The sequence below is a fragment of the Pedococcus cremeus genome, assembly GCF_900111375.1.
In the GTDB taxonomy this organism is placed as follows: domain Bacteria; phylum Actinomycetota; class Actinomycetes; order Actinomycetales; family Dermatophilaceae; genus Pedococcus_A; species Pedococcus_A cremeus.
Genome location: NZ_FOHB01000012.1, coordinates 38995 through 61937 on the forward strand (window position 1 = coordinate 38995; position 22943 = coordinate 61937).

At 72.8% G+C, this 22943-nt stretch carries 23 protein-coding genes; 10 read left to right on the forward strand and 13 right to left on the reverse strand.

What is annotated here, in order from left to right:
• Positions 1–37 precede the first annotated feature (37 nt).
• The 3 genes from BMW78_RS18905 to BMW78_RS18915 form a co-directional block, all read right to left on the reverse strand.
• Positions 38–1576 carry a 1-acyl-sn-glycerol-3-phosphate acyltransferase gene (locus BMW78_RS18905; RefSeq protein WP_091762905.1) on the reverse strand — a complete coding sequence of 513 codons (1539 nt, stop codon included), beginning with the start codon at positions 1574–1576 and terminating at the stop codon, positions 38–40.
• Positions 1576–2637: an SDR family oxidoreductase gene (locus tag BMW78_RS18910; RefSeq protein WP_091762907.1), complete on the reverse strand. Its 1062-nt coding sequence runs from the start codon at positions 2635–2637 to the stop codon at positions 1576–1578. Before BMW78_RS18910 ends, BMW78_RS18905 begins: the two co-directional genes overlap by 1 nt.
• Before the next feature lie 185 nt (positions 2638–2822).
• A complete protein-coding gene (locus BMW78_RS18915) occupies positions 2823–2921 on the reverse strand; it encodes a 30S ribosomal protein bS22 (protein WP_003792170.1) in 99 nt (32 codons plus the stop codon).
• A 241-nt stretch (positions 2922–3162) separates the two neighbouring features.
• Here BMW78_RS18915 and BMW78_RS18920 point away from each other — a divergent pair, with 241 nt between their 5' ends.
• The gene (locus BMW78_RS18920; RefSeq protein WP_091762992.1) at positions 3163–6393 is read left to right on the forward strand and encodes a M36 family metallopeptidase; all 3231 of its coding nucleotides are present in this window, start codon (positions 3163–3165) and stop codon (positions 6391–6393) included.
• Positions 6394–6507: 114 nt separating this feature from the next.
• Here BMW78_RS18920 and BMW78_RS18925 read toward each other — a convergent pair whose 3' ends face one another.
• Positions 6508–6708 carry a helix-turn-helix domain-containing protein gene (locus tag BMW78_RS18925; protein WP_056915613.1) on the reverse strand — a complete coding sequence of 67 codons (201 nt, stop codon included), beginning with the start codon at positions 6706–6708 and terminating at the stop codon, positions 6508–6510.
• Between the two features lie 183 nt (positions 6709–6891).
• Positions 6892–8088 carry an acetoin utilization protein AcuC gene (locus tag BMW78_RS18930; RefSeq protein WP_091762909.1) on the reverse strand — a complete coding sequence of 399 codons (1197 nt, stop codon included), beginning with the start codon at positions 8086–8088 and terminating at the stop codon, positions 6892–6894.
• Positions 8089–8272: 184 nt separating this feature from the next.
• Between BMW78_RS18930 and BMW78_RS18935 the strand changes: the two genes are divergently transcribed.
• A complete protein-coding gene (locus BMW78_RS18935) occupies positions 8273–8941 on the forward strand; it encodes a potassium channel family protein (RefSeq protein ID WP_245735998.1) in 669 nt (222 codons plus the stop codon).
• On the opposite strand, the gene BMW78_RS18940 is transcribed toward BMW78_RS18935, so the two are convergent.
• The 8 genes from BMW78_RS18940 to BMW78_RS18975 form a co-directional block, all read right to left on the reverse strand.
• Positions 8938–9459, reverse strand: coding sequence for a GNAT family N-acetyltransferase (locus BMW78_RS18940; protein WP_091762994.1), 522 nt, complete (start codon positions 9457–9459; stop codon positions 8938–8940). The two genes, BMW78_RS18935 and BMW78_RS18940, sit on opposite strands and share 4 nt — an antisense overlap.
• A 64-nt stretch (positions 9460–9523) precedes the next feature.
• On the reverse strand, positions 9524–10045 hold the full coding sequence (locus BMW78_RS18945) for a GNAT family N-acetyltransferase (protein ID WP_091762913.1): 522 nt from the start codon (positions 10043–10045) through the stop codon (positions 9524–9526).
• Positions 10038–10844 carry a pyrroline-5-carboxylate reductase gene (gene proC, locus BMW78_RS18950; RefSeq protein WP_091762914.1) on the reverse strand — a complete coding sequence of 269 codons (807 nt, stop codon included), beginning with the start codon at positions 10842–10844 and terminating at the stop codon, positions 10038–10040. The genes BMW78_RS18945 and proC overlap by 8 nt, the downstream gene beginning before the upstream one ends.
• Positions 10845–10856: 12 nt before the next feature.
• Positions 10857–11807 (reverse strand): proline dehydrogenase family protein, encoded by a 951-nt coding sequence (locus tag BMW78_RS18955; protein ID WP_218144430.1) that lies wholly within the window; start codon positions 11805–11807, stop codon positions 10857–10859.
• Between the two features lie 65 nt (positions 11808–11872).
• Positions 11873–12607, reverse strand: coding sequence for an ABC transporter permease (locus tag BMW78_RS18960; protein ID WP_091762915.1), 735 nt, complete (start codon positions 12605–12607; stop codon positions 11873–11875).
• Complete coding sequence (locus BMW78_RS18965) at positions 12604–13344, reverse strand: ABC transporter ATP-binding protein (RefSeq protein ID WP_091762917.1); 741 nt, start codon at positions 13342–13344, stop codon at positions 12604–12606. The genes BMW78_RS18960 and BMW78_RS18965 overlap by 4 nt, the downstream gene beginning before the upstream one ends.
• 29 nt (positions 13345–13373) lie before the next feature.
• Positions 13374–14192 carry a sugar phosphate isomerase/epimerase family protein gene (locus BMW78_RS18970; protein WP_091762918.1) on the reverse strand — a complete coding sequence of 273 codons (819 nt, stop codon included), beginning with the start codon at positions 14190–14192 and terminating at the stop codon, positions 13374–13376.
• Between the two features lie 68 nt (positions 14193–14260).
• Positions 14261–15187: a Ppx/GppA family phosphatase gene (locus BMW78_RS18975; RefSeq protein WP_091762919.1), complete on the reverse strand. Its 927-nt coding sequence runs from the start codon at positions 15185–15187 to the stop codon at positions 14261–14263.
• Between the two features lie 58 nt (positions 15188–15245).
• Between BMW78_RS18975 and BMW78_RS18980 the strand changes: the two genes are divergently transcribed.
• The 8 genes from BMW78_RS18980 (at position 15246) to BMW78_RS19015 (ending at position 22941) form a co-directional block, all read left to right on the forward strand.
• Entirely contained in the window at positions 15246–16091 is an 846-nt protein-coding gene (locus BMW78_RS18980; RefSeq protein ID WP_245736000.1) for a DUF3109 family protein, read from the forward strand.
• Positions 16091–16837 carry a class I SAM-dependent methyltransferase gene (locus tag BMW78_RS18985; RefSeq protein ID WP_091762921.1) on the forward strand — a complete coding sequence of 249 codons (747 nt, stop codon included), beginning with the start codon at positions 16091–16093 and terminating at the stop codon, positions 16835–16837. The genes BMW78_RS18980 and BMW78_RS18985 overlap by 1 nt, the downstream gene beginning before the upstream one ends.
• 69 nt (positions 16838–16906) lie before the next feature.
• Positions 16907–17335 carry an SRPBCC domain-containing protein gene (locus BMW78_RS18990; protein ID WP_091762922.1) on the forward strand — a complete coding sequence of 143 codons (429 nt, stop codon included), beginning with the start codon at positions 16907–16909 and terminating at the stop codon, positions 17333–17335.
• Between the two features lie 81 nt (positions 17336–17416).
• Complete coding sequence (locus BMW78_RS18995; RefSeq protein WP_177180477.1) at positions 17417–17884, forward strand: GyrI-like domain-containing protein; 468 nt, start codon at positions 17417–17419, stop codon at positions 17882–17884.
• 174 nt (positions 17885–18058) lie between these two features.
• A complete protein-coding gene (gene radA / locus BMW78_RS19000) occupies positions 18059–19444 on the forward strand; it encodes a DNA repair protein RadA (protein ID WP_091762925.1) in 1386 nt (461 codons plus the stop codon).
• A 56-nt stretch (positions 19445–19500) separates the two neighbouring features.
• Positions 19501–20577: a DNA integrity scanning diadenylate cyclase DisA gene (gene disA / locus BMW78_RS19005; protein WP_091762926.1), complete on the forward strand. Its 1077-nt coding sequence runs from the start codon at positions 19501–19503 to the stop codon at positions 20575–20577.
• Entirely contained in the window at positions 20574–21539 is a 966-nt protein-coding gene (locus BMW78_RS19010) for an HhH-GPD family protein (protein WP_091762928.1), read from the forward strand. Before disA ends, BMW78_RS19010 begins: the two co-directional genes overlap by 4 nt.
• Entirely contained in the window at positions 21529–22941 is a 1413-nt protein-coding gene (locus BMW78_RS19015) for an MFS transporter (RefSeq protein ID WP_091762929.1), read from the forward strand. Before BMW78_RS19010 ends, BMW78_RS19015 begins: the two co-directional genes overlap by 11 nt.
• Positions 22942–22943 lie beyond the last annotated feature (2 nt).

The window sequence follows — 22943 nt, forward strand, 5'->3', positions numbered from 1 at the left end:
GAGGTCGCGCAGGGGAACGCGCCTCGGAAGAGCTCGCCTAGAAGAACACCGAACGGCGCTGCATGAGCAACGAGTAGAGGGTCTGCTGGATCGTCTCGCGCACCTGGTCGGTGAGGTCGAAGACCAGCATGGGGTCGTCGGCGGCACCCGGCCCGAGGTCTGCGGTCTCCACGGGTGACCCGAACTCGATGATCCACTTGCTGGGCAGCGGCACCAGGCCGAGCGGCCCCAGCAGCGGCCACGTCGGGGTGATCGGCGCGTAGGGCGCCCCGACCAGTCGGGCCACCGTCCGCATGTTGCCGATGATCGGGTAGATCTCCTCCGCCCCCACGATGGAGCAGGGGATGATCGGCGCGCCGGTGCGCAGCGCCGCGGAGACGAAGCCGCCCCGGCCGAAGCGCTGGAGCTTGTAGCGCTCGCTGAACGGCTTGCCGACGCCCTTGAAGCCCTCGGGCCAGACCCCGACCAGCTCGCCCTGCGACAGCAGGCGCTCGGCGTCGGGGTTGGCCGCCAGGGTGGAGCCGGAGCGTCGCGCCACCTGCCCGATGACCGGCGTCTGGAACACCAGGTCGGCCCCGAGCATGCGCAGGTGCCGGTGGGTCGAGTGCTCGTCGTGCACCGCCACCTGGGTCATCAGCGAGTCCATCGCGATGGTGCCGGAGTGGTTCGCCACCACCAGGGCACCGCCCTGCGTGGGGATGTTCTCGATGCCTCGGACCTCGACCCGGAACCACCGCCGGTAGAGCGGGCGCAGCAGCGGCAGGTAGGCGTGCTCGGTGAAGTCCTCGTCGAAGCCGAACTCGTCGACCATGTAGTCCCCGGTCAGCCGGCGACGCACGAACGACAGCGTCTCGGCGACTCGCTGCTCGACCTCCTCGGGCGCCAGTCCCATGGCCTCGGCGGCCACCCGCATGGCGGCGACGCCCGCCTTGAGCAGCTCCTCGATGCCGGGGGCGACGGCCACGTGCTGTGAGCGCGGGGTGGGCGTCTCGACGCGCACGCTCTCGTCGGGCACCGCGACCAGCTTCCCGCGAGTCGCGGGTTCGACCACGACGGGGCGCGCCTCCGTGGAGCGGCTGGCGGCACGGCGCTTCGGCCTTGTCGTGCGGGTGCCGGACTTCGCGACGGCCTTCTTGGTGGGCACGGCCTTGGCCACCGGGTGCGGTCGGTGCGGCTTGCGCTGCGGCGCCGACCCGGAAGGAGCGTTCGCGGTCGTCGTCTCGCCGACCGTCGCCTCCGTGGCCGACGCCTCCGCGGCCACCGTCTCTCTCGGCTCGGTGTCGGAGATGGACGAGACCACGCCCAGCGCCGGGCGCTCGGGAGCCGCGGCGATCAAGGGGGTGCTGCGCCGCTTGGCGCGCTCCCCGCTGGCCCGTGCCGCGCCGGCCGCCAGGGCGCCGCCGCCGGCCTTGCGGCTCGTCGCCTTGACCGTCGACTTCGCTGGGGACTTCGCGGTCGACTTCGCGGAGGACTGTGCCGTCGACTTCGCGGTCGACTTCGCTGGGGACTTCGCGGTCGACTTCCCTGCCGACTTCCTTGCCGGGCGCTTGCCCCCGGCACCGCCTGTCGACGCCATCAGTCGTTCCTCCCCGGGACACGCAGGTGCCCGATCGCGTGGACGGCGCCGCCGGCCACCCCCGTCACGGCCGAACCCACCAGGGACCCCACGGCGGAGGCGCCGGGCAGCACCGGACCGATCCCGCGGGCGAAGTCAGCGAAGGCCTCACGCGTCGTCCACCGGGGCTCGAAGCCGAGCACCTCGCGCATCCGGGTCGTGTCCAGCCCTCGCCCGAAGGCCAGGAACTGCAGCTGGTCGGCCGAGAAGTCGGCGAGCCCCGAGCGCTTCAGCGCGTTGCCGAGCATGCCGGCCGCGAGCCGCGGCACGGGCAGGATGGGCCGCCCGGCCATGCCCACGGCCTGGGCGACCGTGATGACGCCGTCACCGGCGATGTTGGTGATGCCCACGCTGGGGCCGGTGGTCGCCCGCAGCAGGGCGCCGATCGCGTCGTCCTCGTGGACGAACTGCAGCCGGGCGTCGAAGCCCAGCGGCACCGGGACGACCGGAAGGCTGAAGTAGTCGGTGAGGGAGGTGCGGATGCCGGGGCCGATGATGTTGGCGAACCGCAGCATGGTGATCTCGGTGTCGGGGCGCCGCCGGGAGAAGCCGCGCACGTAGCCCTCGACCTCCACCGAGTCCTTGCCGAACCCGGCCCGGGGCAGGGACTTCGGGCCCATGTCCTCGGTGAACATCGCGGGGTCGCGCGGGCTCGAGCCGTAGACGGCCGCCGACGACTTGACGACGAGCCGCCGCACGCTGGGCGCCTTCTGACACGCCGCCAGCAGCTGCATCGTGCCGATGACGTTGATCTCCTTCTGGGAGCTGCGTCCTCCGGCGTGCGTCGGCGTCGCGATCACGTTCATGTGCACGACCGTGTCGACCTCGGCCTGGGCGATGATCTTGCCGATCATGGGGTTGCGGATGTCGGCCCGCACGAACTCCGCCCGCCCGATGTCGTGCGGCGGGGGAATGACGTCGACTCCGATGACGCGCGACACCGACGGTTCGGCCGTGAGGCGCCGCGCGAAGTGGCCACCGAGGTAGCGGGAGACGCCGGTCACCAGGACGACATCAGCCACCGCTCACCCCTTTCCGCCACGTTCGTCGAGCACCCCACTGGGTCCGTGCCAGCCTAGCCATGGCTGACCGAACATGGCACCGGAGGTTGGCAGGCTCACACCGTAGGGCCCCCGCACGATGAATGCCCCAGCACGACGAAGGCCCCCACCTGGAGGCGGGGGCCTTCGTCGTGGACCGGGTGGTCCTACTTCTTGTTGCGACGCTGGTGGCGCGTCTTGCGAAGGAGCTTGCGGTGCTTCTTCTTCGCCATGCGCTTGCGGCGCTTCTTGATGACAGAGCCCATAGTTGTCCTCGCGTGTCTGTGGTGTCGTGTTGCCGGACGGGGCAACGAACTACGCACCACGCCGAACAGTGCGGGTCACTCTACCGGCCACCTGCGGCACAGCCCAAACCGGGGGCCAGTAACCCCGGGCCTCCCGCCTCGTTTTCCGGTCAGTCGGGCCGACGGTGCCCGCACCACGACAGGAGCAGCGGTGAGAAGATCGCGCACTCGGCTGATGGCTCGCAGGGGCCTCATGGGCCGCATGGGTCTGACCACACTCGGGGTGGGGGCGCTCACCGGAGCACTCGTCACCGCCCCGGTCGCCACGGCCACGGCCTCGTCGCCGGCCACGGACCTGACCGCCCCGGTGCTGACCGGGCTCGGCGACGCGGTGTCCGACCTGACGGCCACCCTCGACACCCGGGCGGCGAAGGACGCCGTCGTCCCGGGCGCCGCCGCCCGCACGGCCCTGAGCACCCTGCTCGCCGACGCCGGGAAGGGCGCCCGGGCCACCTGGGACGAGCGGTTCGGCACGCTGCGCTCGCTGCGCGGGCCGGCCCCGCTGACCGGCCCGCACGACGGCGAGGCCGTCGACATCGCACGGGCCTGGGTCGCCGACAACGCCGCGGCCTTCGGGCTGGACGGCAAGGCGGTCAGGGCGCTGCAGGTCGCCCGCGACCACACCCTGCCCGGCACCGGCACCCACGTCGTCAGCCTGGTGCAGACCGCGGGGGGCGTGCCGAGTGCCCGCGGTGGGCGGCTCAACGTGGCCGTCACCCAGGACGGACGGGTGCTGTCGTATGCCGGCGACCCCACACCGAGCTCGGACCTCACCGGCGGCTGGGTGATCGGGGAGGCCGGCGCGGTGCTCAAGGCGGCGGGCACCCTGGCCCCCGGAGTCGCCTACGTGCCCGACGCCGACGGCACGCAGGCCGGCTACACGACCTTCGCCAAGGGTCCGTTCGGTGGTCCGTCGTACGCGAAGAAGGTCACCTTCGGCACGCGCACCGGCCCCGTGGCGGCATACCGGGTGTACTTCATCAAGAGCCCGCAGGAGGCGTGGGAGGTCATCCTCGACGGCACCACCGGCAAGGTCCTCTACCGGACCTCGGTGGTGCAGAACGAGTCCGACCCGCAGGGCACCGTCTACGACAACTACCCGGGCGCCGCGAAGGGCGGCACGCCGCGCCAGCAGTCCTTCGGCCCGACCGCCGAGTCGCCCAAGGGCTGGGTCGACCCCACCGGCCTGGCCGGCACCGGCGTGACGACGTTCGGCAACAACGCCGACACCTACGCCAACTGGTCCAACTACCTGGCCCCGGTCGACAACGCACCGCGCCCCGTCTCCCCGACGGGCAGCTTCAGCTACACCTACACCAACCAGTGGGCCGCCACGAAGGGGCAGACGGTGCCGCCCTCCTACGCCGAGGACCTCAACCCGGCGGCGACCAACCTCTTCTTCCAGCACAACCGGATCCACGACGACTACTACGCCCTGGGCTTCACCGAGACGGGCGGCAACTTCCAGCTCGACAACGGCGGCAAGGGCGGCCTGGGCGGTGACGCGATCAAGGGCCTGGTGCAGGCCGGTGCCGCCTCGGGCGGGTCGCCGACCTACACCGGTCGCGACAACGCCTACATGCTCACCCTCGACGACGGCATCCCGCCGTGGAGCGGCATGTTCCTGTGGGAGCCGATCAACGACGCGTTCGAGGGCCCCTACCGCGACGGCTCGATGGACATGACCGTGATCCAGCACGAGTACACCCACGGCCTCTCCAACCGCTACGTCGCCGGGGGCAGCGCGCTCGGCTCGCAGCAGGCCGGGTCGATGGGCGAGGGCTGGGGCGACTGGTACGCCCTCAACCACGCGGCCCGCACCGGGCTGGAGCCGACCCGGGCGGTCGTCGGCGCGTACGCGACCGGCAACGAGGACCGCGGCATCCGCAACTACGACTACAACAACAACCCCAACACCTTCGGCGACATCGGCTACGACCTCACCGGGCCGGAGGTGCACGCCGACGGCGAGATCTGGACCGCGACGCTGTGGGACCTGCACAAGGCCCTCGTCGCCCGCTACGGCCTCGCCAAGGGGGCCGAGGTGGCCGCTCGCCTGGTCACCGACGGTATGCCGCTCACGGCGCCGGACCCGTCGTTCCTCGACGCGCGTGACGGCATCCTGACCGCCGACCTCGACCGCAACCACGGGGACAACACCGACCTCATCTGGTCGGTCTTCGCCAAGCGGGGCGCCGGAGCCTCGGCCGTCTCGCGCACGGGTGACGACACCGACCCGACGCCGGCGTTCGACCACCCCACGGCCTCCCGCAACGGCACCGTGGCGCTGACCCTGGTCAACGCGAGCACTGGGCAGAAGATCCCGAACGCCAAGGTCATCCTCGGCCGCTTCGAGGCGCGGGTGAGCCCGCTCGGGCGCACCGGCTCCACCGGCGGGTTCTCCGTCAAGGCCGTCGCCGGCGCCTACCCGCTGACGATCCAGGCCCCCGGGTTCGGCGCGCAGACCATCGAGGGCTTCACCGTCGCCGCGGGGAAGCACGCCGCCAAGACGATCTCGCTGGCACCGAACCTCGCCTCGACGGCGGCGGGCGCGACGGTGGTCTCCGCCTCCAGCCAGGACGACGGCTCACCGGCGAAGTTCGCCTTCGACGACACCGCCGCCTCGGTGTGGTCGACCAAGGCGGGCGACACGGCATACAACGCGGGTCCGGACCAGCGGGTGACGGTGAAGCTGGCCGCGCCGGCCACCGTGTCGTCGGTGCGGGTGAGCGCCTACAAGGCCACCAACGCCTCGCGCTTCGCGGCGCTGCGCGACTTCACGGTGCAGACCTCCACCGACGGAGTCACCTGGACCACGGCCCGCAAGGGTGCCTTCGGCTACGAGGCGCCCCGCCCCACGGCGGCCGACCTGAACTACCGGACCTTCGCGCTCGACAAGCCGGTCAAGGCGGCCTACGTCCGGTTCTTCATCGACTCGGTGCAGGGCGACACCACCACCTACGCGCAGGTGGCCGACATCCAGGTGTTCGGCTCGGGCGCCACCGTCGTCAACGGCACGGTCACCCCTGACCCGGACTACACCGACTCGGGCACCATCACGGCGCCCAACCCGGCCGCGGGTGACCCGACCGGCCTGGCGAACGTCTTCGGCGTCACCGGCACGGAGATGAGCACCACGTGCACCTTCCCTCCGGCCAGCCAGGGCGCGGACGCCTGGGTGACCAAGTTCCCGCTCGGCTTCTCCGACGGGCTGCACTCGGTGTCGGTGAAGGGCACGAGCGACGCTGACGCCACCGTGGGCCACGACCTCGACCTGTACTTCCTCGACAGCGACTGCCAGGTGACCGGCTCGTCGGCCACCGCGGCCGCCGACGAGTCGGCGGTCATCCCTCCGGGGTCGGTCTACCTGCTGACCCAGCTCTACACCGGCGCGAACGTGGCGGTGAGTGTGCGGGCGGTCGACAACCGCTGACGGCACCGGCGGCGCTCGCCGCTCGGGCGAGCAGGCGAGCGGAGTCACGACAGAGAGAGGGCGGGCCGGGGAGATTCCCCCGGCCCGCCCTCAGTCGTTCTTGTCGTCTGCCAATCACGCGGTGTCGACGTACGACGTGCGCAGGTACTTGTGCACGGCGTCCTCGGGAACGCGGAACGAGCGACCCACGCGAATGGCGGGGAGCTCTCCGGCGTGCACCATCCGGTACACGGTCATCTTCGACACGCGCATGATCGAGGCGACCTCGGCGACGGTCAGGAACCGCACCTCGGCGAGCTGGCGCTCGTTGGACATAGCTACCTCGATCTTCTTCACGTGCGCATCGCCGGCTTCCCCTCCGGCGGACTCCTACGCTCGTGCAAGTCGCAACGATAGGGGCTGATGTGACCACTGGGGAAGCGGATGGGGAAAGAAAGTCGACGCTTCTCCCCCACTGTCCAGTCGACACGCCGTCTGACCAGTGAAAAGGCGACGGCGTCAGTCGAACCAGAGGTCGAGCCCGAAGTGCTCGAAGACGGCCTGCCGGGTGGCCATGATGGCCCGGTCCACCTCGCTGTGCGGGTTGTAGCCCATGTCCCACGGCTGGTGCCAGATCGGGCCCTCCGAGGGGTCGAGGTCGCCCATCCGGCGCGGTCCCTGCCGGCCGAGCTCCATGAGCACGTGCTCGAGCCAGCCGTCGGGCACCGGCGCCGTCAGCGGGATCGGCCGGTGCGTCGCGATGCCGGTGAGGTGGGTCCAGGTGCGGGGCACGACGTCGACGAGCTCGTAGCCACCGCCCCCGAGCGCGACCCAGCGGCCCTCGCAGACGTCGTGGGCCAGCCGGTGCAGCGCGTCGGCGGCGGTGCGCTGCGCGTCGACCGAGAGGGCCATGTGGGCCAGCGGGTCCTGCGCGTGGGTGTCGCAGCCGTGCTGGGTCACCATCACCTCCGGCTTGAACGCGCGCACGATCGGCAGCGCCGTGGCGTGCAGGGCCCGCAGCCAGGCCGAGTCGCCGGTGCCGGGCGGCAGGGCCACGTTGACCGCCGAGCCCGGTGCGTTCGGGCCACCGGTGTCGCCCGGCCAGCCGGTGCCCGGGAACAGTGCCCGGCCCGACTCGTGCAGCGAGATGGTGAGCACCCGGGGGTCGTCCCAGAAGATGCGCTCGACGCCGTCACCGTGGTGCACGTCGATGTCGACGTAGGCCACCCGCTGGGCGCCGTGGTCGAGCAGCCACTGGATGCCGACCGCGATGTCGTTGTAGATGCAGAACCCCGAGGCGCTGCCCGGCATCGCGTGGTGCAGGCCGCCGCAGAAGTTGACGCCGTGGCTCGACCGGCCGGTCCAGACGTCCTCGCAGACCTGCCGGGTGCCCTCGGCAATGCGGGCGCTGGCCTCGTGCATGCCGGCGAAGGCGGGGTCGTCCTCGGTGCCGATCCCGAAGCCGCCGTCGGCGCCGGCCGGGTCCTTCGAGGCCGCCTTCACGGCGTCGATGTAGTCCGGGTCGTGCACCGTCGCCAGGAGCGCGTCGTCGGGCAGCGGCGGGTTCACCAGCTCGACGTCGGTGTGGGAGAACAGGCCGAAGGCCTCGCACAGGCGGGCGGTCAGGTCGAGGCGCACCGGAGCCATCGGGTGCGTGGGACCGAAGTTGTATGCCGTGAAGCTGGGGTCCCAGATCACGCGCGCCTGAGTGGGCATGTCACGCACGCTACCGGGCGGGTACTGTCCGTGGACAGGACGGCCCGGTGGCCGACACCGGACGCGGCCGGAGGCGGCCCGACACCCGCTCGACGCCCGCTCGACACCGCTCGACCCCACGTCGACATCGCGTCGCCACCGGCCCGACACCCAGACGACACGTGCCGACACGACGGAGGAACCCTTGCCCAGGAACCGGCTCTTCGAGGAGGACGTGCTCGTCATCGGCCTCGGGCGGTTCGGTGCCGCTGCCGCGCTCGAGCTGCAGCAGCTCGGCCACCACGTGGTCGCGATCGAGCAGGACGCCGTGCTCGCCGAGACCTTCCTCGGGAAGATCACCAAGATCGTTCAGGCCGACGCGAGCCAGCCGACGGCGATCGCGGCGATCAAGGCGCGCAACTTCAAGCTGGCCGTGGTGGGCATCGGCTCGTCGGTCGAGGCCTCGGTGCTCGCCTCGCTCAACCTGGTCGACGCCGGCATCCCCTCGATCTGGGCCAAGGCCCTCTCCCCCGAGCACGGCCGGATCCTCACCCGCATCGGGGTGCACCACGTGATCTTCCCGGAGGCCGAGACCGGGCGCCGGGTCGCACACCTCGTCAACGGCAAGCTGATGGACTACATCGAGTTCGACGACGGCTTCGCGATCGTCAAGATGCGGCCGCCGCAGGAGACGATCGGCTTCACGCTGGCACAGACCCAGGTGCGCAGCAAGTACGGCGTCACCGTCGTGGGCGTGAAGTCACCCGGCGAGGACTTCACCTACGCGCAGGCCGACACGAAGGTCAGCGCGCACGACACCCTCATCGTGAGCGGCCCGACCGACCTCATCGAGCGGCTCGCGTCCCGCCCCTAGAGGGTCGGCATCCCCCGGTCCTGGCCGAGCGCCAGCACCATGGCGATCTCCTCGTCGCCGTCCTCCGACGCGACGCGCATCGGCCGGCGGCTGTCGGTCGGGCGGAACCCGAAGCCCGAGGCGAAGGCGACCGCTGGCCCGTTGTCGGTGTTGACCCAGTAGGCGAGGTGCGTGCGCCCCTCGCGGCGGGCGGTGTCGGCACCGGCCTGCACGAGCTGGGACGCGACGCCGGCGCCGCGGAAGTCGGGCGCGACCCACAGGCCGAACAGCTCGGCGACGGTGGGGCTGTCGGGTCCGGCCTCACCGAGACTGGCGACCCCGACGGACCGGCCGTCGACCTCGGCGAGCAGGCGCCGGGAGCGGCGCATGCGGGTGCGCCAGAAGGCCTCGTCGTAGGCCTCCTCCTCGGCGTAGGTGGCCACGAACGCCTGCGGCGACTCCTCGAGCGCGGCCAGCCGCACCCGGCGGTAGGTCTCCCACTGGTCCTCGGTCAGCTCGCGCACGGAGATCTCGCTCATGGCCACTACTCTCGCACGACGCCCCGGCCCGGCGGTCACTGGCGGGTGACGCTTTACCCGCCGTTCACAGTTCGCGAGCCATCTCCAGCTCGCGCACGTCGGCGGCGTGGGGCAGGACCCCGGTCCGGCCGGTGGGCCGGAAGCCGTGGCGCTCGTAGAGGCCGCGGGCGTGGACGTTCGCCTCCGCGACGTCGAGGGTGACGCGGCGACAACCGGACTCCGCGGCATACCGCACCGCCGTCTGGACCAGGGCGTCACCGACGCCGCGTCCGCGCGCGGACGGGCGGACCCACATGGCGATCAGGCACGTCTCGTCCTCGTCCTGCTCGGGAAAGCGGAACAGGCTGACGGCGCCGAGCGGCTCGGAGCCCTCGTCGGCGGCCAGCCAGGTCGGCATGGTCCGCAGCCGTTCGCGCCAGCCGGACTCGGGCCGGGCCGCGGACTCGGCATGCGTGCCCCCGAAGGCCATCGGCGCGTCGAGGAGCATCTGGAGGCGGATCTCGCGGTAGGCCGCCCAGTCCTCCTCCCCCAGCCGGACGACGGTGACCCGCGGGGCGTCGACGGCCCCGGCCTGCGGCTCAGTCATTGCCGGAGGCGAGCTGGTGCGAGCGCTCCGCCGCGGCCTCCATGGCCGTGATGAAGGCGGCCCGGACCTTGTGGTCGTCGAGCTGACGCAGGGCGGCGGCGGTCGTGCCCCCCGGGGAGGTGACCTGCTCGCGCAGCACGGTCGGGTGCTGCTTGGTCTCCTTGATCATCGTCGCGGCGCCGTAGAGGGTCTGGACGACGAGCTCCGTGGAGGTGGCGCGGGGCAGGCCGAGCAGGACGCCGGCCTCGATCATGGCCTCGACGACGTAGAAGATGTAGGCCGGCCCGGAGCCGGAGATCGCGGTGACGGCGTCCTGGTGCTTCTCGGCGACCTCGACGACCTTGCCGCACGAGCGCATCAGCTCGGCCGCCTCCGCGAGGTGCGAGGCGTCGCAGTGCTTGCCCGGGCTGACCGCGGCCATGCCCTGGTCCACCAGCGCGGGCGTGTTGGGCATGACCCGCACGACCGAGCTGCCGCCGGGCAGCCGCGACTCGAGGAACTCTGTGGTGATGCCGGCCGCCAGGCTGACCACGAGGTTGTGCTCGGCGACGTGGTCGCTGATCTCCTCGAGCAGGGCACCCATGTCCTGCGGCTTGACGACGAGCACCAGGGTGTCGGCCGCGGCGGCCGCCTCGGCGTTGCCCATGGTGCGCACGCCGTAGCGTTCGCGCAGCTCGGCCAGGTGCTCGGGCCGGCGGTCGGTGACGATGAGGTCGTCGGCGCTGCGGCCGGCCCGGACGAGCCCGGACAGCAGGGTCTCCCCCATCACGCCGGCCCCGAAGATCGCGACGGTACCCATGGGTGCCTCCTCTCAGCCCCGCGAGGCCAGGCCGCGCAGGAAGAACATGGTGTTGGCGGGACGCTCGGCCATGCGGCGCATGAGGTAGCCGTACCACTCCTCGCCGTAGGGGATGTAGACCCGCATCTGGTCACCGCGGTCGGCGATCCGCTTCTGCTCCTCGGGACGGATGCCGTAGAGCATCTGGTACTCGAAGGTCTGCGGGTCACGGCGGTGGTGGGCGGCGAGCGCCCCCGCGATCTCGAGGAGCCGGGGGTCGTGGCTGGCCACCATGGGGTAGCCGTCACCGGCCATGAGGACCTTCAGGCACCGCACGTATGCCGTGTCGACCTCCTCCGAGGACTGGAAGGCCACCGACTCGGGCTCCTTGTAGGCGCCCTTGCAGAGCCGGACCCGGCTGCCCTCGTGGGCGAGGTCGCGACAGTCGGCCTCGCTGCGCCGCAGGTAGGACTGGATCACCGCGCCGACCCACGGGAAGTCCTGGCGCAGCTCGCGCAGGGCCTCGAGGGTGGCGTCGGTGGTGGTGTGGTCCTCCATGTCGAGGGTCACCGTGGTGCCGGCGTCGGCCGCCGCCTCGCAGATCTCGCGGGCGTGCTCGAGCGCGATCTTCGCGCCGTCGCCCGGCAGTGCCTGCCCGAGGGCGCTGAGCTTGAGGCTGACCTCGCCCATGCCCATCTGGCTCAGGTCGGCCCGCTTCAGCTCGCGCAGCAGGTGCACGTAGGCGTCGCGGGTGCGGATGGCCTGCGTGAGGTCGGTGGTGTCCTCGCCGAGGTAGTCGATGGTGGCGAGGCGGTTGGTCATCCGCAGCTCGGCGGTCGCCGCGACGGCGTCCTCCGTGGTGGACCCGGGGACGAAGCGGCGCACCACCTGCCGGCTGACCGGCGCCGTCTCGATGGTCCGGCGCACGCCGTCGCTCTTCGAGAGCTGCAGCAGCGCGTTGCGCAGCAGGTCACCTGCGTCCACGAAGGGTCCTTCCGACGTCCGGCCGCGTCGGTCGCGACCGCCGCCAAGGCTATCCCCCCTGCGCCTCAGGCAGTGCGGCGCCGGAGGGTGAGCGACCCGAGCAGCAGGGAGGCCACGATCCAGGCCGCGATGACCACCAGGTCCGGGCCCACCTGGCCGAGCGGGTCGGCCGCGGCCGCCACCTCGTTCATGGCGTCCACGGCATACGACAGGGGCAGCGCGTCGGAGAAGGGCTGCAGCACCTGCGGCAGCTGGTCGCGCGCCACGAGCAGCCCGCACAGCAGGAACTGGGGCAGCACGAAGGCCGGCATGAACTGCACCGCCTGGAACTCGGTGCGCGCGAAGCCGCTGGCGAGCAGGCCGAGGGCGGTGCCGAGCACGGCGTCGGCCACGGCGACCACGACGAGCACCCACACGGGCCCGGCGAGGTCGAGACCACAGACGTAGATGGCGAAGGCCGAGGCGACCACCGCCTGCAGCACCGCCATCAGCCCGAAGGCCAGGGCGTAGCCGATCATGAGGTCGGTCTTGGCCATCGGTGTGGTCATGAGCCGCTCGAGGGTGCCGGAGGTGCGCTCGCGCAGGGTCGCCACGCTGGTGACGATGAACATGACCACGAACGGGAAGACGCCGAGCAGCGCCGGCCCGATGTGGTCGAACACCGGTGTCCCGTTGTAGATCCACGCGAGCAGCCCCATCAGCACGACGGGTACGAGCAGCATCAGGGCGATGGTGCGGTGGTCGGTGCGGAGCTGGCGCAGGACGCGCGCCGTGACCACGAGGGTGCGGTGCACGCTCACGAGGCCGCCTCCTTCTCCGCGGCGTCGATGAGCGACAGGAACGCCGTCTCGGCGTCCACCGCGCCGGTGCGCTCGAGCAGCGCCGGCAGCGGCTCGTCGGCCAGCAGGCGCCCCTCGCGCAGCAGGAGCAGGCGCTCGCACCGGGCCGCCTCGTCCATGACGTGGCTCGAGACGAGCATCGAGGTGCCGGCGGCGGCGAGCTGGTGGAACAGCCGCCACAGGTCGCGCCGGAGCACCGGGTCGAGGCCGACGGTGGGCTCGTCGAGCACGAGCAGCTCGGGGTGGTTGACCAGGGCCGACGCCAGGGAGACCCGCGAGCGCTGGCCGCCGGAGAGCCGTCCGGCGAGCACGCCCGCATGGCTCTCGAGGTCGACCGCGGCGATGGCCTCCTCCGCCGAGGCGGTGTCCGCACCGACCATCCGGGCGAAGAAGCGCACGTTCTCGCGCACCGTGAGGTCGTCGTAGATGCTCGGCGCCTGCGTGACGTAGCCGACGCGCGACCGCAGCCCGGGCGACCCGGCGGGCTCGCCCAGCACGGTGACGGTGCCCGACTCGACGACCTGGACGCCCACGACGGCCCGCATGAGGGTCGTCTTGCCACCGCCGCTGGGTCCGAGGAGGCCGACGACCTGGCCGGCCGGGACGGTCACACTGAGGTCCGGCAGCACGACCCTGCCACCCCGCACGACGCGGAGGTGGTCCACCTCGACCGCAGCAGCCGTGGCGCCGGGAGCCATGGTGGGAATCTACGCCCGCGCCGCTGCGCTCAGGAGGACTTCAGGCTGGGCGCCGTGGCCAGGTGCAGCCGGGCGAACGCGAGCGCCTCGCTCAGGTCGATCTCGCGCTGCTCCTCGGTCAGCTTGCGGGTGCCGACCTCGACGACGATGGCTCCCGAGAACTGCCCAGCCGCAAGGCCCTCGAGGAAGTCGGCGCACGGCTGGGCCCCCCGCCCCGGCACCAGGTGCTCGTCGCGGGCGGTGCCGGTGCCGTCGGCGAGGTGCACGTGCGCCAGCCGCGCACCGAGCTCCTCGGCCATCTGGAGCGCGTCCGACCCGGCCGTGGCCGTGTGCGAGAGGTCGAGCGTCACGTTGTCGTAGGGCAGCGGCACCGGGTCCCACCCGGGCAGGTAGGCCTGGTACTCGCGGTTGCGCGCGCGCCACGGGAACATGTTCTCGACGGCCAGCTTGATGCCGCTCTCGTGCTCCCGGAGCGCCACGCCGTCGAAGAACTCGCGGGCGTAGTCGCGCTGCCACCGGAACGGCGGGTGCAGCACCACCGTGCCGGCGCCCACCTCCTGGGCGAGCTCGATGGACTTGTCGACCTTGGTCCACGGGTCGGTGCTCCACACCCGCTGGGTGAGCAGCAGGGTCGGTGCGTGCACCGACAGCACCGGTATGCCGTGCAGCTCGGAGAGCGCCTTGACGGCGCCCGGCTCCTGCGAGACCGGGTCGGTCCAGACCATGACCTCGACGCCGTCGTAGCCGAGCCGTCGGGCGGTGGCGAAGGCGGCCGCGCAGTTCTCCGGGTAGACCGATGCGGTCGACAGGGCGACCGGTGCACCGGGCACGGAGACTGCGGCGGACATGCCCTGAGGGTATCGAGCCCGTCGCCACGCCCCCATCGGTCACCCCGGCGGAGCCGCGGTGGCAGCGGTCACCCCATCTGGTCGAGGCGCCCGAGGATGATCCCCTCACGCAGCGCCCACGGGCAGATGTCGAGCCGCTCCACCTGGAGCAGGTCCATCGCGGCCTCGGCGACGAGACCGCCTGCGAGGAGCTGCCGCGCCCGTGACGCCGACACCCCCGGCAGCTCCGCGCGCTGGGCTGCGGTGGTCCTGCCCAGCAGCTCCACGACGTCGGCGAGGTCGGACCGCGCCAGGCTGCGCGCGGCATACGGGCCCTCGCTGCTCGGCGCGGCACCGGCGATGCGGGCCAGCGAGCGCATGGTCTTGGAGGTGCCGACGGCGCGGTCGACCGCGCCCACCTTGGTGAGCGGGCGCAGGTCACTGGCGATCCGGGCGCGGATGGCCTTACGGGCGGCGCGCACCGTGCCTGCGTCCGGCGGGTCGCCGGGCAGCAGGTCGCGGGTGAGCCGGCCCGCACCGAGCGGCAGGCTCAACGCGGCGTCGGGCTCCTCGTCCATGCCGGCGGCCAGCTCGAGCGACCCGCCGCCGATGTCGACGACGAGCAGGGTGCCGCTCGACCACCCGAACCACCGCCGGGCGGCGAGGAAGGTCAGCCGCGCCTCGTCGGGACCGCTGAGCACCCGGAGCTCGGTGCCGGTCTCCTCGCGCACCCGGGCCAGGACCTCCTCGCCGTTGGGGGCCTCGCGAATCGCACTGGTGGCAAAGGCGACCAGCTCCTCGACGCCCTGGTCCTCGGCGACGTCGAGGCACTCGCGGATGAAACGGACGAGGTCGTCCGCCCCCTTCTCGTCGATGTGGCCGTCGTCGGTGACGTGCTCCGAGAGGCGCAGCTCGATCTTGTGCGAGGTCGCGGGCAGCGGCTGGGCGCCGTGGTGGGCGTCGACCACGAGGAGGTGCACGGTGTTGGAACCGACGTCGACCACCCCGAGGCGCATGACGCACACGCTAGCGGCGTCGAGGGCTGGCCGGAGGGTTGGACGTAGGGTGGGCGGCGTGGCTGAGACCCCGCTCGAGACCGCCCGCATCTGGGTCGAGTTCACCGATCCCGCCGACAGCGAGCAGCGGTTCCGCTGCGACCTCACCTGGCTGACGTCGAGCTGGACCTGCATCTTCGGCAGCGGCTGCCAGGGCATCTACGCCGACCGTCCCGACGACGGCTGCTGCACCCTCGGCGCCCACTTCACCGACAAGGACGACGTCAAGCGGGTCAAGGCCGCCGTGCGCGAGCTCGGCGAGGACGAGTGGCAGCACCACCCCGGCAGCACCCGGCTCTCGGCCTGGACCGAGACCGAGGACGACGACCTGAAGACCAAGGTCGTCGACGGCGCCTGCATCTTCCTCAACCGCCCCGGCTTCCCCGCCGGCGCGGGCTGCGCGCTCCACCAGCACGCGGTGCTCACGGGCAAGGCGCCGCACACCGTCAAGCCCGACGTCTGCTGGCAGCTGCCGATCCGGCGCACCTACCGGCGCGTGGAGCTGCCCGACGGCACCTCCTGGCTCGAGACGACGATCACCGAGTACGACCGGCGCGGCTGGGGCCCGGGCGGCCACGACCTCGACTGGTACTGCTCGGGCAACCCCGAGGCGCACGTCGGCCGCGAACCGGTCTTCCGCAGCAACCGGGCCGAGCTGGTCGAGCTGATGGGAGAGGCGGCGTATGCCGAGCTGGAGCTCCGCTGCGAGGCGCACCTCGCGAGCGTGAAGGCAGTGCGCGCCAACGGCTCCCGCAAGCTGCTGCCCCTGATGGTGCACCCGGCCACGCTGGCCGCGCAGGACGCGTCGACCCCGGACGCCGCGCAGGTCGCGCAGACCCCGGACGCCGGGCGCAGGCGGGCCTGATGCCGCACCGGCACACCGGGCCGCACCAGCCTCTCGACCCGCCCCCGCACCTCGACCCGCCCCGCCCGACGCCGAGCCCCAACATCTGGGGCTCGCCCGACGTCTACGAGGTCGAGAACCTCGGCGTCGACCGCGCCGGGCGCATCGAGGCGGCCATGGACCGCATCCACCCCCTGGCCGGCGCCGACCTCGTCGACATCGGGTGCGGGAGCGGCTTCCACCTCCCCCGGCTCGCCGACCTCGGTGCCCGCACCGTGGTGGGCGTGGAGCCCTACCAGCCGCTCCTCGAGCTGGCCCGCGCCCGCGTGGCCGGCCTCGACGGCATACAGGTCCTCGACGGCACGGCGCAGGCGCTGCCGCTCGCCGACGGCTCGGTCGACGTCGCGCACGCACGGTGGGCGTACTTCTTCGGGGCCGGCTGCGAGCCGGGCCTGGCCGAGCTGGCGCGCGTGCTGCGGCCCGGGGGAACGGCGTTCGTCATCGACAACGACGCCACCCGGTCGACGTTCGGCACCTGGTTCCGGCGGGCGTACCCGACCTACGACGCGCTGGCCGTCGAGCGCTTCTGGGCCCGGCAGGGCTGGAGCCGCGAGCGCCTCGTCATCGAGTGGGAGTTCGACTCTCGCGCCGACTTCGAGTCGGTGGTGCGCATCGAGTTCCCCGAGACGGTGGCCGAGGGCATCCTCGCCGAGCACCAGGGCTCGGGCGTCGACTACGCCGTCAGCCTCTGGTGGCACCGCTTCTGACGCCGGTCCCTGGTGACACAAGGCCCATGCCGGCACGACGATGGGTTGATCGGACCGAGGAGGAGAGCCATGACCGGACTCCACGCCCAGGCAGCCGTCGACGTCGACGCTCCCCCGGAGCGGGTGTGGCAGGCCCTGACCGACCCCGCCGAGATCGCGCGCTACATGATGGGCAGCCGGGTCGAGACCACCTGGGAGCCGGGCAGCCCCATCACCTGGTCCGGCGAGTGGCAGGGGAAGCCCTACCAGGACCGCGGTGAGGTGCTCGAGGTCGAGGCACCACGGCGGCTGGCCGTCACCCACTGGAGCCCGCTGACCGGCGAGGACGACGCCCCGGAGAACTACCACACGGTGCGCTACGAGCTGTCCGGCGCGGACGGCGGCACGCGGGTCACCCTCGACCAGGACGGCTGCACCAGCGAGGAGCAGGCGGAGCAGTTCTCGCGGAACTGGCAGGGCATGCTCGAGGGCCTCAAGCAGGTCGCCGAGTCGCGCTGAGAAGGCCCCCGAGGGTCCATGGTCCCTGTCCTGCGGCGGCGCCGCACCCCTAGCGTGGACGCAGACCCGAGGAGGACGCCCATGTACGAGGTCACGTACGCCCACGAGACCGGTCGCCAGCTGGCGGTGGTCTCCTACGAGGCCCGGCCCGAGGACATCGGGCGCAAGGCGGGTGAGGCGTTCGGCACGGTGGCCGCCTACCTCGCCCGCATCGGGGTGGCCGTGACGGGTCCGGCCCTCTCCTGCTACACGATGGGTCCGGAGTTCTTCCAGGTCGCCTCCGGCTTCGTCGTGAGTGGCCCGTTCGAGCCCGGAGAGGGTGTCGAGCCCTACCGGCTGCCCGAGGGCGAGGTGGCGACCACGACCCACCTGGGGGCGTACGACCAGCTCGGCAAGGCCTACGACGCGCTGCGGGAGGGCGTCGCCGCGCAGGGTCGCCGGCTCGTCGAGAAGGGCCTGATGTGGGAGGAGTACTGGAGCGGACCCGAGGCTCCTCCGGAGGAGACCCGCACGGTCATCTTCTGGCCGGTGGAGCCGCAGGAGGGCTGACCTTGCCCGACCGGCTGGGCGGCTGACCGGGCTGAGCGGCTGGGCGACGGACCGGTATGCCGCCGGGGGCCCCGCTCCTCAACGCGGCGCGCCGCTCACGGCTGCCCACCGCGGCGCGCCGCGCACCCCTCCCCTGCCGGTGCCTGTCGGTGCCGCCACGTAGGTTCCCCGTCCATGGCGTCCAAGACATCGACGAGGCAGAACGGCTTCCGCTGCTCCGAGTGCGGCTGGTCCACGGTGAAGTGGGTCGGCCGCTGCGGCGAGTGCCAGTCGTGGGGCAGCGTCAGCGAGGTCGGCGCCGTCACCGTGCGCACGACTGCGGCCACCCGGGTCGACCGGCCGGCCGTGCCCATCGGCGAGGTCGACGCCCGCCGCGCCGAGGCGCGGACCACCGGCGTCGGCGAGTTCGACCGCGTGCTGGGCGGTGGGCTGGTGCCCGGCGCCGTCGTGCTCGTCGCCGGCGAGCCGGGCATCGGCAAGTCGACCCTGCTGCTCGACGTCGCCGCGCGGGCCGCCCGGTCGGGCGAAGGGCGCACCGTGCTCTACGTCAGTGGTGAGGAGTCCGCCGCCCAGGTGCGGCTGCGGGCCGAGCGCATCGAGGCGATGGCCAAGACGCTCTACCTCGCCTCCGAGACCGATCTCGCGACAGTGCTCGGCCAGGTCGAGGCCATCAACCCCGACCTGCTGGTGGTCGACTCGGTGCAGACCGTCTCCAGCGGCGAGGTCGACGGGTCCGCCGGCAACGTCTCGCAGGTGCGCGAGGTGACCGCGTCGCTGATCCAGGCGGCGAAGTCCCGAGGCATGGCCACCCTGCTCGTCGGGCACGTCACCAAGGACGGCTCGATCGCCGGCCCGCGGGTTCTCGAGCACCTCGTCGACGTCGTCGTCCAGTTCGAGGGCGACCGGCACTCGCGGCTGCGCCTCGTCCGCGCCGTGAAGAACCGCTACGGCCCCACCGACGAGGTCGGCTGCTTCGACCTCTCCGACGTCGGCGTCGTCGGGCTGCCCGACCCGAGCGGCCTGTTCCTCTCGCACGGCACCGCCACCGTGCCCGGCACCTGCGTCACCGCCACGCTCGAGGGCAAGCGGCCGATCATGACCGAGGTGCAGGCGCTGGTCGCCGAGAGCCAGATCCCGACCCCCCGACGCGCCACCAGCGGCCTCGACTCCTCACGCGTGGCGATGATCCTCGCCGTGCTCGACCGACGGGCCAAGGCGCCTCTGGGCAAGGCCGACGTCTACCTCTCGACCGTGGGCGGGGTGCGCCTCTCCGAACCGGCGTCCGACCTCGCGGTCGCGCTGGCCGTCGCGAGCGCCATCCGCGACGAGCCGCTCGCGCCGGGCAGCATCGCCTTCGGCGAGCTCGGGCTCGCCGGGGAGCTGCGTCCGGTGACCGGCATACCCCGCCGGCTGGCCGAGGCCGCGCGCCTGGGGTTCCGCCGCGCGTTCGTCCCGGCGGGCGTGCTCGGCACCGGTCCCACGCCGGAGGGAATACAGGTCGTGGAGTGCACCGACATCAGCCGAGCCGTGGTGGCAGCGTTGTCGCCGGCGCGCGGATAGACTTCCGCCAGACCAGCCGGCAGTGGCCGGGAGGCGTGAACACAGGGGTCCAGCGAGTGGAACAACGCGATGACGAGCTGCTGCTCGCCACCCTCGCCGCCGTCGCCCCCGGGACCGAGCTGCGCGACGGCCTCGAGCGGATCCTCCGCGGCCGCACCGGCGCCCTGATCGTCCTGGGGCACGACAAGCTCGTCGAGCAGATCTCCACGGGTGGCTTCCCGCTCGACGTCGAGTTCTCGGCCACCCGCCTGCGCGAGCTCGCGAAGATGGACGGCGCGATCGTCGTCGACCGCGAGGTCTCCCGCATCCTGCGTGCCGCCACCCAGCTGCTGCCCGACTCCTCGATCGAGACCAGCGAGTCCGGCACCCGGCACCGCACCGCCGAGCGGGTGGCCAAGCAGACCGGCTATCCCGTCGTCTCGGTGAGCCAGTCGATGCGCATCGTCGCCCTCTACGTCGCCGGCCGGCGCCACGTACTCGAGGACTCCAGCGCCATCCTGTCGCGCGCCAACCAGGCGCTGCAGACGCTCGAGCGCTACAAGTCCCGCCTTGACGAGGTCACCGGCACGCTGTCGGCCCTCGAGATCGAGGACCTCGTCACCGTGCGCGACGTCGCCAGCGTGCTGCAGCGCCTCGAGATGGTCCGCCGGATCAGCGAGGAGATCGCCGGCTACGTCGTCGAGCTCGGTGTCGACGGTCGCCTGCTCACCCTCCAGCTCGAGGAGCTCACCGGTGGGCTCGGCAACGACCGCGAGCTCGTCATCCGCGACTACCTGCCCGAGGCGCGCGGCGGCCTGACCGTCGAGGAGGCCCTCGCCGCGCTGGAGGAGCTGACCTCCACCGAGCTGCTCGATCTCTCCGCCGGCGCGAAGGCGCTGGGGTTCACCATCGTCGGCGACGCGCTCGACTCGGCCGTCAGCCCGTGCGGCTACCGCCTGCTCAGCAAGGTGCCGCGGCTCCCGGGGGCCATCGTCGACCGGCTCGTCGAGCACTTCGGCAGCCTCCAGAAGCTGCTGGCCGCCAACCTCGAGGAGCTCATGGACGTCGAGGGCGTCGGCGAGGGCCGGGCCCGCGCCGTCCGCGAGGGCCTGTCCCGCCTCGCCGAGTCGAGCATCCTCGAACGCTACGTGTGAGCACCCCTCACGAGGCGGCGCAGCTGCACAGCCGCCTGCTGGGCTGGTTCGCCGAGGCGGCGCGCGAGCTGCCGTGGCGCGGAGGTGCCACGCCGTGGGGGGTCTTCGTCTCCGAGGTCATGCTCCAGCAGACGCCCGTGGTGCGGGTCGAGCCGGTCTGGCACGAGTGGATGCGCCGCTGGCCGACGCCCACCGCCCTCGCAGCGGAGGCACCGGGTGAGGCGGTCCGCGCCTGGGGCCGGCTGGGCTACCCCCGCCGCGCGCTGCGCCTGCACGCCGCCGCCACCGCGATGCGGGACGAGCACGGCGGCGAGGTGCCCCCGACCGAGGCGGAGCTGCTGACGCTGCCCGGCGTGGGCGTCTACACCGCGGCGGCCGTGGCGGCCTTCGCCTTCGGCGAGCGCACCACCGTGGTCGACACCAACATCCGCCGCGTCCTCGCGCGAGCCCGCAGCGCCCAGCAGTACCCCGCGCCGGCCCTCACCCGGGCCGAGCTGGCACTGGCCGCCTCGCTGGTGCCCGAGGACCGTGAGGAGGCCGCCACCTGGAACGTCGCGGTCATGGAGCTCGGCGCGCTCGTCTGCACGGCCCGCTCGCCGCAGTGTGACGCCTGCCCGATCGCCGACCTCTGCGCCTGGAGGCTCGCCGGCAGCCCCGCCCACGACGGTCCTCCGCGCCGCGGCCAGGCGTGGCACGGCACCGACCGCCAGGCGCGTGGTGCGCTCCTTGCGGTGCTCCGCGAGAGCGACGGACCGGTCACCCGGGCGGCCCTGGCCGCCGCGGTGCCCGACGAGGTGCGCCGTGAGCGGTGCCTCGACGGCCTCGTCTCCGACGGCCTCGTCGAGCCGCTGGCGCGCGGGCGCTTCCAGCTCCCGGGCGCCTCCCAGGCCGGTCCAGCGCCTGAGCGGGCCGTGGAGGCCCCGGCGGTGCCCGAGCCGGCCGAGGCGCGGTATGCCGGGTGAGCCGGACCGTGGCCGGCCCGCCTCCGCGAGCGGCCGAGGTGGCCGCGGCGCCCAAGGCGCCCAGGCCCTGAGGCACGGCGCCTCGCGCGTCAGTCGGGCGGCCGGTCGGGCGGGCCGGGCGGGTGCCCGCCGGGCCCGGGCCTGGACCACCTGGGGCGGCGCAGGGGAAACCGGTCTCGCCAAGGCCATCGAGCTGCACTTCGTCAACCTCGCCGGTGACGCCGCGGTCACCGTCGCCCTCGCCGGCACGGTCTTCGCGATGCCGACCGACGAGGCCCGCGGCGAGGTGGCCCGGTTCCTGCTGCTGACCATGGCGCCTTTCGTGCTGCTCGCGCCCTTCGTCGGGCCGCTGCTCGACCGGTTCCGTCACGGCCGACGCTGGGCGATCGGCACCACGCTGGCGGTACGCGCCTTCCTCTGCTGGGTGCTGGCCGACGCCCTCGCCTCCGACTCGGCGTGGCTCTTCCCCGCCGCCCTCGGCTGCCTCGTGGCGTCCAAGGCCTACAGCATCACCCGCTCGTCGGCCGTCCCGCGCCTGCTGCCGCCGCACTACACGCTGGTGCAGGCCAACTCGCGCAACGCGTTCGCAGGCGTCGTGGGCATGGCGGTTGGCGGTGGGTTGGCAGGCGCGGTCGCAAAGGTGGGTCCGGAGTGGTCGCTGCGGCTGGCCTTCGTCATCTTCGTCGTCGCTACGGTGCTGGCGATCCGGCTGCCGGCATGGGTGGACTCCTCGGTCGGCGAGCGTGACCTCGACGACACGCTGCCCCTGCCACTGGGGGTCCCTGCTACGGGGCGCCGCACCCTGCGGCAGCGCGTGCGCGGCCAGGTCGGTGCGCTTCCGGCGGGGCTGCGGGCGGCGCTGGTCGCCTCGGTGGGCACCCGGATGCTCGTCGGCTTCCTCACCCTGTTCCTGACGTTCCTCATGCGACGCCACCCGCTGCCCGACCTGTCGCCGACGCTGGTGCTCGCGCTGGCTCTGGGTGCCGCCGGGCTGGGCAACGCGGCCGCCACGCTGTTCGGTCGCTCCCTCGGCACCCGGCGACCCGAGGCCATCGTCGCCGCCGCGCTCGTCGCCGACCTGGTGGCGGCCCTGCTGACGGCGGTCTTCTACTCGCTGTGGACCCTCATCCTTCTCGGGCTGGTCACCGGGCTCGGCGTGCAGCTGTCACGGGTCGGCACCGACGCCCTCGTGCAGCGCGACGTGCCCGACGCGATGCGCACCCGCGTCTTCGCCTGGTGCGAGACGGTGCTCCAGATGGCCTGGGTCCTCGGCGGGGCGGTCGGCATCGCCCTGCCGCTGGTGCCCGAGCTCGGGTTCGGGGTCGCCACGGCGCTGCTGGCGGTCTGCCTGGCCCTCTCGGTGCGGATCCGGGTGGTCGCCCGCCGCCCGGCCCAGGCCTGACG